Here is an 11,721-nt window from a genome sequence, read left to right as displayed (position 1 = left end):
CTATTTGCCGGACGCCGGAGCTTGCCATGCCGCAGTGCCCCACAGTGGCACGCTGGTCAGCGAATGTTTGTAGCTACCGGTCGTTTCTTTGGTGGAGTACGACAAGTACAACAAAGTCTGACTGCTGCTATCCAGAATACGGCGAATTTTTAAGTGCTTAAATAAAATGCTTTTGGACGTGCTGAAAATCACTTCGCCGTTTTTAGAACGATCGATGTCTTTTAGCATAGCTGCGGTGATTTCACCGGTTTGACGACAGGCGATGGACATGTCGGACGGGTCGGCAAAATCCAGATTGGCTTCAACATGGCTGATATGACAAGTGACACCAGGAATTTTCGGGTCGTCGAAAGTCTGAATTTTAATGTCTTTGGTGGTGAATAAACCTAAGCTGACATCCGCTACTTCTTTATCAGAGCAGGCCGCAAGCCCAAGCACTGTAAATACCAAAAGCCATTTTTTCATAGTTCAGTCATCCTTTTAATGTATGAATACCCAAAGCTCACATAGACATAAAGCTTACATATACCCACAAGAAAAACGGAGCCTTGCGACTCCGTTGATTTTGCTTAGTGTCCGGCGTGGCCGTCTAAACCATGCACATGGCCATGGGCCAATTCTTCGTCTGTCGCATCGCGGACTAAAATCACTTCCACATCAAACGTCAGGTCAATGCCTGACAGTGGGTGATTACCATCTACGACCACTTCGTCTTCTGTCACGTCTAACACAATGACAGATTGCTCACGGCCGTCCGGGCCTGCAGCGCGAAAACGCATGCCAACCTGTACATCCATGCCTTCGAATAAATTACGTGGTACCGCCTGAGTTAATTCATCATGGCGATCACCATAGGCGTCTGCTGCTGGTACTTCGGCTTTGAATTTGTCGCCCACAGTTTTACCTAATAAAGCCTGCTCTAAACCGTGAATTAAAGCGCCTGTACCAAAAATAAATACCAGCGGTTCTCCGCCAGCCGAACTATCGAGTTCGTTGCCTGCTTTGTCAGCCACAGTGTAATGAATGGCGACTACTTTTTCTGCTTGTATGCTCATGCAAACCTCAGTTACGCGAGTGAATAGGGCAAAGGTGATATAACTACAACCGATGCATCCGGAGTTGCTAATCGCAGTGGATCAGCTGGGTTAATATCGTTCGGTAACACCGCCAACACCCAAAGTTGCCCCTGAATATTCACCGCATTAATGACCTGGCCAACCCGACGCCAGTTTTCCGACCATTGTACTTCAATATCTGTGCCGCTGGCCGGGGTTTCCTCACTTTGACTGGTGAGGATATAAGCAGCTCTTTTATTTTTACCCAGATATTTCATTCGGGCCACAGTTTCCTGGCCTATATAACAACCTTTGGTAAAACTAATGGCGTCGATACTTTGTAAATTCAGCATCTGTGGCACGTATTCGCCAATCACAGCCTGCTCTAAATAGGACAGCCCTTGCTGAATATGCTGAGCTAACCACAAGGTTGGAGCAGCCAAATGGGCAGATTGTTCCGCTAATAATTGTCTGGCGTGGACAAAATCCAGCACTAACAGGTAATGCTCGTCCGCCAAACGCAGCAGTTTACCACCGGCAACTGAACTTAACTGACCCACAGCAGCAGGTTGGGCGTAACCCAGTTTTTCCAGTAAAGCGGCGGTACCTGAGCCGCTAATGCCTAAAATAGCCAGACTGTCATGGCCCGCTTCAAAACTGACTTTAGAAAATACACCAAACTTTTTCAGTTGGGTGGCTGAAGCCTGTAATTCGTCACGAAAGCCGATGTACCATAGGTTTTCGCCATTGGCACATAAATGAAACTGGCCCCACATTTTACCTTTGGCATCACAATGAGCGCCACGCAGAAAGTTGTCAGCAGTCAGGGTATTCAGATCTGCAGTCACTTGTCCTTGCAGGTATTTATGGCTATCTGGTCCGGCAATAATCAGACTTTCAAAGCCCGGCAACGGACTGATAAAGGCACCTTGCACTGAAGTAGATAAAGAAGCGAGTTGATCGGCACTGATCCAGGATGCTTGCATAAGGGTAAGTCTCTTAGAATACTAAGGTGATCATTGGGGGATTTGGCCAAAAGCTCAACCCCTGTAAGGTTTTTTTGTTAGAATCCGGTCAATACCAACAAAAGGAAAGCTGTAAATGAAAGAATTAATGGGTAAACCCCGCCTGCGTTGGGCTTGCCGTCGTGGCATGCTGGAACTTGACGTTTTACTGGCTCCTTTTGTCGAAGAAGGTTACGACGCTTTAACAGATGCACAAAAATATACTTTTGAAGCCCTGTTAGCTTGTGATGACCCGGATTTGTTCGCCTGGTTTATGGGCCATGGCAAATCCACCGATCCAGAGCTGCAGGCTATGGTGAATATCATTGTTAACAGAGTACGGGTATAACCTTAGCTTTGTGCCATCCCGCATGCGCCGGATTCTGTATCTGGCGCAATGCTTATTGATCCTGCTTATTTTCCTGCTGCAACCTTTTTATGCCCTCTGGTGGCTGCTGCTTTGGCCCTGGCTGTTTTTTTGCTTTTATCAGCTGTTACGGCAATGGCAACACCCCATCAAAGCGCGACTGTTGCTTTTAAGTGAAAAAGGCGAGCTGAAATGGTGGCAGGACGAACTGCCAGCAGGCCAGTTGTCGGCAGAGTCTTTGGTGTCGCAATTGGGTATTTGGTTGCGCTGGCGTGATACAGAGCAACAAACCCAACAGTTATGGCTGTACAGAGATAATTTATCTGAAGAGCATTTTCGCAGTCTGGCGAGGGTATGCCAGACCGCAAAATGGCAGCAGCAAGCCGACTCAGTGAACCGGCGTTAAGGCTTCAAAATGGTTGGCGTGGGTTCTGCTAATTGATCCGGGTAGTCCAGATTGTAATGCAGGCCACGGCTTTCTTTGCGCTCCATAGCGCTGCGGATAATCAGCTCAGCCACCATAGTCAAATTACGCAGCTCCAATAGGTTATTACTGACCCGGAAGTTACGGTAATAATCCTGAATTTCACGTTGCAATAGCTCTACTCTGTGCAAGGCGCGTTCTAAGCGTTTTTCAGTGCGGACTATGCCGACGTAATCCCACATAAAGAGCCGCAACTCGTGCCAGTTGTGAGTAATCACTACCTCTTCATCCGAGTCAATGACGCGGCTTTCATCCCAGCAAGGCAGTTCAGTGACTAAGCGGGCTGACTCGAGCTGCTGCTTAATATGCCGTGCTGCCGATTGAGCAAAAACCACGCACTCCAATAAGGAGTTACTGGCCATGCGGTTAGCGCCATGTAGCCCTGTATAGGCCACTTCACCAATAGCATACAGATTAGAAATATCGGTCTGGCCATTCAGATTCGTCATCACACCACCGCAGGTGTAATGCGCTGCTGGTACCACAGGAATGGGTTGTTTGGTAATGTCGATACCCACACTTAAACACTTGGCATAAATGGTTGGGAAGTGTTCAATAATAAAGTCTTTCGGCTTGTGGCTGATATCCAGATAGACACAATGAGCGCCGAGCTTTTTCATTTCATAGTCGATAGCGCGGGCGACAATGTCGCGCGGTGCTAATTCGGCGCGTTCGTCGAAATCCGGCATAAAACGGCTGCCGTCAGGCCGTCTTAAATACGCACCTTCACCACGCATGGCTTCAGTGATCAGGTAATTCTGTGCTTCAGGGTGATATAAGCTGGTCGGGTGGAATTGATTAAATTCCATATTGGCTACGCTGCAACCGGCACGCCAGGCCATAGCTATGCCATCGCCGCTGGCGACATCAGGATTACTGGTGTACAGATACACTTTACTGGCTCCGCCTGTGGCAAGCGCAATACATTTAGCGCCTATCACTTCTACATGTTCTTCGTCACGGTTCCAGACATAAGCGCCATGGCATTTTTGTTCTGCTAAGCCCAACTTGCTGGACGTGATTAAATCAATCGCATTGTAGTTTTCCAGCAACTGAATATTCGGATGACCTTTGACTTGCTCAACCAGCGTGATTTGCACAGCACGGCCTGTTGCATCTGCTGCGTGCAAAATACGTCTGTGGCTATGACCACCTTCTCGGGTCAGGTGGTATTTCAGTACGCCATCTTCATCTTTGTACTGATCAAAAGGCACGCCCTGACCAATTAACCATTCCATGGCTTCTTTGGCATGCTCAGCCGTAAACTGCACTGCGGCTGCTTCACATAAGCCGGCGCCAGCTATTAAGGTGTCATCCACATGGGAGGCGATACTGTCGTTTTCATCAAATACGGCAGCTATGCCACCTTGAGCATATAAGGTAGAACCTTCACGCAAAGGGCCTTTACTCAGCACTATCACTTTGGCACTGTCTGCCAGATGCAAAGCCAGCGATAAACCCGCAGCGCCGCTGCCGATAATTAATACGTCACAAAGATGTTTTTTTTGTTGTTGCATGCGATACACTTATTCAGTCAAAAACACATAAATGTCTGTAATTTGGGTCTTTATACGCTACTTTCCGGCGGCTGGCCGTATCAGAAACGGCAAATTGTAACTTTTTTTACTTATTCCAAGAACTATTCATATAGCTTCCAGTCATAAGGGTACGCTTGACGAGCGCCAGTTGCAAAAAGAAAGTAGTATTTAGCATTAGGGGAAAGGCTCGGATGAGCGAGCAAGAATTGGATTGGCAGATTGTCCAGCGGGTACAACAAGGGGATAAAGCAGCCTTTAATGTGTTGGTAAAAAAATACCAGCATCGTATTGCGAACTTAATCTCACGTTATGTCTCTAACCATGGCGATGTGGCGGATGTAGCTCAGGAAGCCTTTATTAAAGCTTACCGTGCTATTCCCGGCTTTCGTGGTGAGAGTGCATTTTACACCTGGTTGTACCGGATAGCTGTGAACAGCGCTAAAAATTACCTGGTAGCGACAGGACGCAAGCCACCATCTACAGACGTAGATGCGGATGATGCCGAGTTTTATGACGGTAGCGATGCGTTAAAAGAGCAGGATTCTCCGGAAAAACTTTTGTTATCCGATGAAATCCGTAATGTTGTGTTCGATACCATTGAAAAGTTGCCAGACGAATTACGCACAGCTATTACGTTGCGTGAATTGGATGGTTTAAGTTACGAAGAGATTGCGGAAGTGATGGGCTGTCCAATAGGAACAGTCAGAAGTCGGATTTTCCGTGCACGTGAAGCTATTGATGCGCAGTTAAAACCGCTCATTAGTTGAACCTCTACTAAACAGGAATCGGTATGTTGTCAGAAAAATCAGATTGGCTCTCGGCTGCTAGTGATAACCAAGCAATTAGCCCGGAACAATTAGACAGTTTACTGCAGGACGCTGAATTACAGCAGAGCTTCGCGCGTTATCATTTGATTGGCGCCGCCATTCGTAATGAATTGCCAGCTCAACTGGATACGCAGTTTGCAGATAACTTTGCCAGCCTGTTAGATCAGGAACCTGCTTATCAGTTAGAAACTAGCCCACTAGTGCACAGACAAGATACGCCAGTGTCGTTCTGGAAAAAACTGGGTGAAGCCGCCAACACGGGTTGGTTTAAAACTGGTTTTCAAGGCACTGTAGCCGCCAGCGTGGCATTAGTTGCTGTGCTAGGTGTGCAACAGTTCCAGGGTTCAGGCCAGGACGCAGATCTGAATTCACCTTTACCTGTGTTACAAACTCAGCCTGTCGCTGGTTTTGCCACACCTGTTAGTTTGAGTCAGACGTCAGTAAATTCCCGTTTTGAACAGGAACAACGTCAGGCCATGCTGGAACAGCAACAACGTTTGCAGCAACTGCTGCAGGCACATCGTCAGCAAATCAGAGTCATGGACACTGCACAGCAGAAAACTCCAGAAACTCCAGCTGAGAAACTAAGACAAGAGCAATAAATATGGGTTGGAAAGGCTTAAGTAGTGCCTTGATCATCTTGTGTTACTCCAGCCTGAGCTTCGCCGAAGTCTCGGGGTGGGAGTGGTTTGAGCGTAGTCAGAGTTCGGTTCGTCAATTTAATTTTGAAGCTTCCTTTGTTGTCATCAAACCCAATCAGGTAGACAGCTACCGCTGGGTGCATGGCGTACACAATGATTCAGAGATAGAGCAACTGATGCCACTGGAACAAAGTGGCGTTGAAATTTTGCGTCGTGGTGAGATGGTGTATTACATTGCACCTGAAAAAGCGCCACTGGCAACCAGCAGCAGTACGATCAAAGAACTCCCTGCTCTGTTGTATCGTGATATCGAATCGATCAAAACCTTATACGATGCAGTGCCTGGCGGAGTGACTCAATTATCTGGTCGTTCTGCTCAGTTATTGCGTTTAACGCCTTTGCAAAGTGGCAGGCCGGGCTATTGGTTGTGGTTAGACAGCCAGACAGGTTTTCCGCTGAAAATAGACACTTTAACGGTTCAGAATGAAGTGCTGGAGCGGTGGGTAGTTACTCATATTTTGCCCCACGCCACTTTGCCTGAAATACTGAATGTGGCTGCCAATGCGGAATTACCAGCTGTTGCTGAAACAATGCCCAATGTAGCTTTGCCGCAAAGCCCGCTGGAATTATCCTGGTTACCTGATGGTTATCAGGAAGTTTCTGTCACAGCAGCTATGGTGCCGCAACAGGTTCTGGAGCAATGGTTGTTATATGACGGTTTGCATCAGGTGTCTGTATTTGTGCAACCCAGTGCCAGTTTGCCCGCTCAGGCCTTCCGCGATGGAGCGACCACTATATTTGTCATGCCAAAAAACCAGTTTGATGTCACTGTGATAGGCCCTGTGTCTATCGAGACGGCCCGACAAATAGCCGAATCGGTGCGCTAAATGCTGGAAGAAATTGCTACTGTGATGAAAAGCCAGAGCGATGGTGTCTGGCTGAAAACTCAAAGTATCAGTAGCTGCAACGCCTGCCAGTCGAATAACGACTGTGGCACTGGTGTTGTGGCTAAAGCTTTAACCCCACGTGAAAATCTGTTTTTTGTCAAAAGTCAGTTGCAGTTACTGGAAGGGCAAAAAGTCAAAATAGCCGTCAGCGAACAACATCTGTTGTCTGCTGCAGCTTTGCTGTATTTATTCCCCTTGTTTTGTCTGATTGCAGTGGCTGCTTTATTAAGCCGGCTGCAATTGGCAGAGACTGCTATAGTGCTGGGCTCTTTATCTGCATTAGCTGCTGGTTTTGCTGTGGCGCGCTTCATCAGTGGTCCATCGGCACAGCAAGAGCAAATAGAGATCCTTGCGGTATTGCCGGAACTGGCGGTACAACATGTCCGCATTACCGATTAATCCTCTGCTGAAATCCGCTGTAACATCTGAACACATAGCAACCAATGCCGAGATCGAGTACAATTCGCGGCAAATTTATCTGAATCAACTTTGGTGTTCGCCCGGTTTGTGACCATAAGGGTCAGAGTGGGGCCACCTGATAGCAGCTTTAGCGGAAAAAATGCCAAAAATTACTCATATTCGTAACTTTTCAGTCATAGCCCACATAGACCACGGCAAATCGACGCTGTCGGATCGTCTGATCCAGTTTTGTGGTGGTTTAACCGATCGTGAAATGCAGGCGCAGGTTTTAGATTCAATGGATCTGGAACGTGAGCGTGGTATCACCATTAAAGCGCAAAGCGTAACTTTGCATTACAAAGCCAAAGACGGTGAAACCTACCAGCTAAACTTTATCGACACGCCGGGCCACGTTGACTTTACTTATGAAGTCAGCCGTTCTTTAGCGGCCTGTGAAGGTGCTTTATTGGTGGTTGATGCGGGTCAGGGTGTTGAGGCTCAAACCGTTGCCAACTGCTATACAGCGCTGGAAATGAACCTCGAAGTCTTACCAATTCTGAATAAAATCGACTTACCTCAAGCCGATCCGGACCGCGTTGCCGAAGAAATTGAAGACATTATTGGTATCGAAGCCATAGGCGCTGTGCAGTGTTCTGCCAAAACCGGTTTAGGTATTGAAGATGTACTGGAGACTATAGTCGCCAATATTCCATGCCCTGAAGGTAATCCGGATGGCCCAACTCAGGCGCTGATTATCGATTCCTGGTTTGACCCTTACCAGGGCGTAGTGTCACTGGTTCGTGTAAAACACGGCAAAATTCAGTTAAAAGACAAAATCAAAGTGATGTCGACCGGCATGGTCTACGAAGTGGACAAAGTGGGGGTATTTACCCCTAAAGCCAACAACACAGGTATTTTAAATACAGGTGAAGTAGGTTTTGTCATCTGTGGTATTAAAGAAATTAAAGGCGCGCCAGTGGGCGATACTTTAACTTTATCGAAAAACTCAGCCACTGAGCCTTTACCTGGTTTTAAACGTATTAAGCCACAGGTGTATGCAGGTGTATTCCCTGTTTCTTCAGACGACTACGAAGACTTCCGTGATGCGCTGGAAAAACTCAGCTTAAACGACTCGTCACTGTTTTATGAACCAGAAAGCTCAGGCGCTTTAGGTTTTGGTTTCCGTATTGGTTTCCTCGGTATGTTACATATGGAAATCATTCAGGAACGTTTAGAGCGTGAATACGATCTGGACTTAATCACCACAGCGCCGACCGTAGTGTACGAAGTGATCACCAAAAATGGTGAAACAGTGATGGTCGATAACCCAAGTGCATTACCGCCTGTGGGTAATATTGATGAAATTCGTGAGCCTATAGTTGAAGCTCATATTCTGGTGCCACAAGAATATTTAGGTAACGTCATTAACCTTTGTATTGAAAAACGTGGTGTGCAGATGAATATGACCTACCACGGTCGTCAGGTGGCAGTGGTCTATGAACTGCCAATGGCTGAAGTGGTGATGGACTTCTTCGACCGCTTAAAATCCACCAGCCGCGGTTATGCGTCGCTGGATTATGCTTTTAAACGCTTCCAGACCTCTGAAATGTCACGGGTTGATATTCTGATCAACGGTGAGCGGGTTGATGCTTTGGCTATTATCAGCCATAAAGACTTTGCTCAGGGCCGTGGTCGTGAGCTGGCTGAAAAGCTGAAAGAGCTGATCCCTCGCCAGATGTTTGATATTGCTATTCAGGCTGCTATAGGTGCACACGTGATTGCCCGTACTACGGTAAAACAATTACGTAAAAACGTATTAGCTAAATGTTATGGCGGCGATATCAGCCGGAAGAAAAAGCTGTTGCAGAAACAGAAAGACGGTAAAAAACGTATGAAGCAGGTAGGTAATGTGGAAGTTCCACAGGAAGCCTTCCTTGCCATTCTGAAAGTCGGTAAATAACAACAAGGGTAGTTATGGCAGGTTATTTTGCAATTTTCCTCGTAGTATTGACCTTAGTCAGTGGTTTGATCTGGCTGATTGATATACTGGTATTTGCGCCAAAACGTAAAGTTAAAGTTGCGACCGCTCAGGCGGCTGCAGCGGGTGGCCTGCCATTAAGCGCTATTGAAGAGCTGGAAAAACCTTCTTATCTGGCAGAAACCGCCAAAGAAATTTTCCCGCTGATTCTGGCCATTACCATTATCCGGTCGTTTTTATACGAGCCGTTTCAGATCCCATCAGGGTCGATGATGCCCACCTTATTGGTCGGTGACTTTATTCTGGTGGAGAAGTTTTCGTACGACGTCAAAGATCCAGTCTGGCGTAAGCCGCTGATCACCACAGGTCGTCCAGAACGGGGTGACGTGATTGTATTTAAATACCCGGAACAACCTACTATTGATTTTATCAAGCGTACTGTGGGTTTACCTGGTGATCGCATTATCTACAAAAACAAGCAGCTGTTTATCCAGCCTGCTTGTGCTGCAGCCGACAAAAGTACCTGCCCTGGTTTAGAAGCAGTGCCTTTGACCTTGCAGGCTGAAGGCGAGTTTATGGATGGCGAATTGCCCACCAAACGTTACTCCGAGCAATTTGGCGAGCATAAACACGACATACTGCAGCATCCGTTTAAAGCCGAAGATTTAATGCAGTATTACAAACAGCCAGGTACTGCCATCGAAGAATTTATTGTGCCTGAAGGCCACTATTTTGCGATGGGCGATAACCGCGATAACAGCCGTGACAGCCGTGCCTGGGGTTTTGTGCCTGAAGAAAATCTGGTGGGTAAAGCGGTATTTATCTGGATGAGTTTTGAATTTAGTGAAGACCCGGATAACTGGTTGCCTTCATGGGTGCCGGTTGGCGTGCGTTTTGAACGTTTAGGCAAAATTAATTAATGCAAAAACCTGTCAGCGGCCTGATGAAAAAGCTGGGTTACCAGTTTCAGCAGGTCGCGTTACTCGAACAAGCCCTGACTCACCGTAGTTGTAAAGGTGAGCACAATGAGCGGCTGGAATTTTTAGGTGATGCTCTGCTTAGCATGGTGATTGCCGAAGCTCTGTATATTCATTTCCCGAAAGCCCGCGAAGGCGACTTAACCCGTATGCGTTCTTCTTTGGTCAAAGGTATTACTTTGGCTGAAATAGCCAAAGAGCTGGAACTGGCTGAATACCTGCGGCTTGGCCCTGGCGAGATGAAAAGTGGTGGCTTACGCCGTGAATCTATCCAGGCTGATGCTGTCGAAGCCATTTTGGGTGCTATCTTTTTAGATTCTGGTATCGAAGCCTGCAAAGAGCGGATATTAAACTGGTTTGGCAGCCGTTTAACCGATATTCAGCCAGGTGTACAAAAAGACAGTAAAACTCAGTTACAGGAATACCTGCAGGGTCGTCGTTTACCTTTACCTTTGTATGAAGTGATAGATACACAAGGTGATGACCACGATCAGGTGTTCACTGTGCGTTGTACTGTGCAGGGCAGAGCTCCTGTTATCGCGTCTGGTAATTCCAGACGCAAAGCTGAACAGGATTCAGCACGGATTTTATTGGAACAAGTTAAAAATGACCTCTGAGACTTTTGCCGGACTGGTTGCCATAGTTGGCCGTCCGAACGTGGGTAAGTCCACATTATTAAACCAGCTGGTGGGTCAGAAGGTTAGTATTACGTCGCGTAAACCCCAGACCACCCGTCACCGCATTGTAGGTATAGACACGCAGGATAATTACCAGACTGTCTATGTCGACACGCCAGGTTTGCATATCGAAGAAAAGCGCGCCATTAACCGCCTGATGAACAAAGCCGCCGCCAGCACTATTCTGGATGTAGAGCTGATTATTTTTGTGGTGGAAGGTACGCGTTGGACGGACGACGACCAGATGGTATTAAACCGTTTGATCGCGGCAAAAAAACCAGTGTTGTTGGTGGTGAATAAAGTCGACTTATACAAAGACAAAGAAGAGTTATTGCCGCATTTGCAATGGCTTGGTAGTCAGCTTGAGTTTCAGCAGATCATCCCTTTGTCAGCGGAAAAAGGCACTAACGTGCAGACGTTGCGCGAGTTGGTACAAAAGCAATTACCTCCGTGCGAATTCTTCTTCCCGGAAGAATATGTCACTGACCGCAGCAGCCGCTTTATGGCATCTGAAATAGTGCGTGAAAAGCTGATGCGCTTTTTAGGTGACGAATTGCCTTATGCTGTGACTGTTGAAATTGAACGCTTTAAATGGGAAGAAAAACATTACCATATCGCTGCTTTAGTATTAGTCGAACGTGATACACAAAAGCAGATGGTGATAGGTAAAAAAGGCGAACGCATTAAAACCATCGCCACTGAAGCCCGTAAAGATATGGAAACCTTATTTGAACAACCGGTATTTTTGCAGGTCTGGGTCAAAGTGAAATCAGGTTGGGCTGATGACGAGCGCGCTTTGCGCAGCTTAGGTTACGGCGAAGACTAAA

Annotated in this window: 14 protein-coding genes; 10 read left to right on the top strand and 4 right to left on the bottom strand. The window is 47.0% G+C overall.

What is annotated here, in order from left to right:
* The 3 genes from P3C17_RS18320 to ygfZ form a co-directional block, all read right to left on the bottom strand.
* Complete coding sequence (locus P3C17_RS18320; RefSeq protein ID WP_300930766.1) at positions 1-465, bottom strand: CreA family protein; 465 nt, start codon at positions 463-465, stop codon at positions 1-3.
* 104 nt (positions 466-569) lie between these two features.
* The gene (locus P3C17_RS18315; protein ID WP_300930765.1) at positions 570-1,055 is read right to left on the bottom strand and encodes a peptidylprolyl isomerase; all 486 of its coding nucleotides are present in this window, start codon (positions 1,053-1,055) and stop codon (positions 570-572) included.
* Between the two features lie 11 nt (positions 1,056-1,066).
* Positions 1,067-2,041: a tRNA-modifying protein YgfZ gene (gene ygfZ / locus P3C17_RS18310; protein WP_300930764.1), complete on the bottom strand. Its 975-nt coding sequence runs from the start codon at positions 2,039-2,041 to the stop codon at positions 1,067-1,069.
* A gap of 115 nt (positions 2,042-2,156) precedes the next feature.
* Between ygfZ and P3C17_RS18305 the strand changes: the two genes are divergently transcribed.
* Together P3C17_RS18305 and P3C17_RS18300 are read left to right on the top strand one after the other, a co-directional pair.
* Entirely contained in the window at positions 2,157-2,408 is a 252-nt protein-coding gene (locus P3C17_RS18305; RefSeq protein ID WP_127019106.1) for a succinate dehydrogenase assembly factor 2, read from the top strand.
* A 10-nt stretch (positions 2,409-2,418) separates the two neighbouring features.
* Complete coding sequence (locus P3C17_RS18300) at positions 2,419-2,832, top strand: protein YgfX (protein WP_346015678.1); 414 nt, start codon at positions 2,419-2,421, stop codon at positions 2,830-2,832.
* Here the strand turns inward: P3C17_RS18300 and nadB are convergent.
* On the bottom strand, positions 2,829-4,427 hold the full coding sequence (gene nadB, locus P3C17_RS18295) for an L-aspartate oxidase (protein WP_300930762.1): 1,599 nt from the start codon (positions 4,425-4,427) through the stop codon (positions 2,829-2,831). The two genes, P3C17_RS18300 and nadB, sit on opposite strands and share 4 nt — an antisense overlap.
* 212 nt (positions 4,428-4,639) lie before the next feature.
* On the opposite strand from nadB, the gene rpoE reads away from it, so the two are divergent.
* The 8 genes from rpoE (at position 4,640) to era (ending at position 11,720) form a co-directional block, all read left to right on the top strand.
* On the top strand, positions 4,640-5,215 hold the full coding sequence (rpoE, locus tag P3C17_RS18290) for an RNA polymerase sigma factor RpoE (RefSeq protein WP_008898022.1): 576 nt from the start codon (positions 4,640-4,642) through the stop codon (positions 5,213-5,215).
* Positions 5,216-5,238: 23 nt separating this feature from the next.
* A complete protein-coding gene (locus P3C17_RS18285; RefSeq protein ID WP_300930761.1) occupies positions 5,239-5,877 on the top strand; it encodes a sigma-E factor negative regulatory protein in 639 nt (212 codons plus the stop codon).
* A gap of 2 nt (positions 5,878-5,879) precedes the next feature.
* Positions 5,880-6,803 (top strand): MucB/RseB C-terminal domain-containing protein, encoded by a 924-nt coding sequence (locus tag P3C17_RS18280; RefSeq protein ID WP_300930760.1) that lies wholly within the window; start codon positions 5,880-5,882, stop codon positions 6,801-6,803.
* Positions 6,804-7,262, top strand: a complete 459-nt coding sequence (locus P3C17_RS18275) for a SoxR reducing system RseC family protein (protein ID WP_300930759.1) — start codon at positions 6,804-6,806, stop codon at positions 7,260-7,262.
* A 160-nt stretch (positions 7,263-7,422) separates the two neighbouring features.
* Positions 7,423-9,222, top strand: a complete 1,800-nt coding sequence (lepA, locus tag P3C17_RS18270; protein ID WP_008898018.1) for a translation elongation factor 4 — start codon at positions 7,423-7,425, stop codon at positions 9,220-9,222.
* A gap of 14 nt (positions 9,223-9,236) precedes the next feature.
* Complete coding sequence (lepB, locus tag P3C17_RS18265; RefSeq protein WP_300930758.1) at positions 9,237-10,160, top strand: signal peptidase I; 924 nt, start codon at positions 9,237-9,239, stop codon at positions 10,158-10,160.
* Entirely contained in the window at positions 10,160-10,834 is a 675-nt protein-coding gene (rnc, locus tag P3C17_RS18260) for a ribonuclease III (protein WP_300930757.1), read from the top strand. Before lepB ends, rnc begins: the two co-directional genes overlap by 1 nt.
* Positions 10,824-11,720, top strand: coding sequence for a GTPase Era (era, locus tag P3C17_RS18255; protein ID WP_300930756.1), 897 nt, complete (start codon positions 10,824-10,826; stop codon positions 11,718-11,720). The genes rnc and era overlap by 11 nt, the downstream gene beginning before the upstream one ends.
* The last annotated feature ends 1 nt before the right edge of the window (position 11,721 follow it).

Source organism: Rheinheimera sp. 1928-s (assembly GCF_029269265.1).
Lineage (GTDB): Bacteria > Pseudomonadota > Gammaproteobacteria > Enterobacterales > Alteromonadaceae > Pararheinheimera.
Note: the sequence above shows the minus strand (reverse complement) of the source record. Positions and strands in the feature narration are given on the sequence as shown.

What these genes read in the sequence shown, in the direction of transcription:
- lepB (WP_300930758.1), top strand. Translation starts at nt 9,237, where the DNA reads ATGGCAGGTTATTTTGCAATTTTCCTCGTAGTATTGACCTTAGTCAGT.
- era (WP_300930756.1), top strand. Translation starts at nt 10,824, where the DNA reads ATGACCTCTGAGACTTTTGCCGGACTGGTTGCCATAGTTGGCCGTCCG.
- P3C17_RS18280 (WP_300930760.1), top strand. Translation starts at nt 5,880, where the DNA reads ATGGGTTGGAAAGGCTTAAGTAGTGCCTTGATCATCTTGTGTTACTCC.
- rpoE (WP_008898022.1), top strand. Translation starts at nt 4,640, where the DNA reads ATGAGCGAGCAAGAATTGGATTGGCAGATTGTCCAGCGGGTACAACAA.
- P3C17_RS18320 (WP_300930766.1), bottom strand. Translation starts at nt 465, where the DNA reads ATGAAAAAATGGCTTTTGGTATTTACAGTGCTTGGGCTTGCGGCCTGC.
- rnc (WP_300930757.1), top strand. Translation starts at nt 10,160, where the DNA reads ATGCAAAAACCTGTCAGCGGCCTGATGAAAAAGCTGGGTTACCAGTTT.
- P3C17_RS18285 (WP_300930761.1), top strand. Translation starts at nt 5,239, where the DNA reads ATGTTGTCAGAAAAATCAGATTGGCTCTCGGCTGCTAGTGATAACCAA.
- ygfZ (WP_300930764.1), bottom strand. Translation starts at nt 2,041, where the DNA reads ATGCAAGCATCCTGGATCAGTGCCGATCAACTCGCTTCTTTATCTACT.
- P3C17_RS18275 (WP_300930759.1), top strand. Translation starts at nt 6,804, where the DNA reads ATGCTGGAAGAAATTGCTACTGTGATGAAAAGCCAGAGCGATGGTGTC.
- P3C17_RS18315 (WP_300930765.1), bottom strand. Translation starts at nt 1,055, where the DNA reads ATGAGCATACAAGCAGAAAAAGTAGTCGCCATTCATTACACTGTGGCT.
- lepA (WP_008898018.1), top strand. Translation starts at nt 7,423, where the DNA reads ATGCCAAAAATTACTCATATTCGTAACTTTTCAGTCATAGCCCACATA.
- nadB (WP_300930762.1), bottom strand. Translation starts at nt 4,427, where the DNA reads ATGCAACAACAAAAAAAACATCTTTGTGACGTATTAATTATCGGCAGC.
- P3C17_RS18305 (WP_127019106.1), top strand. Translation starts at nt 2,157, where the DNA reads ATGAAAGAATTAATGGGTAAACCCCGCCTGCGTTGGGCTTGCCGTCGT.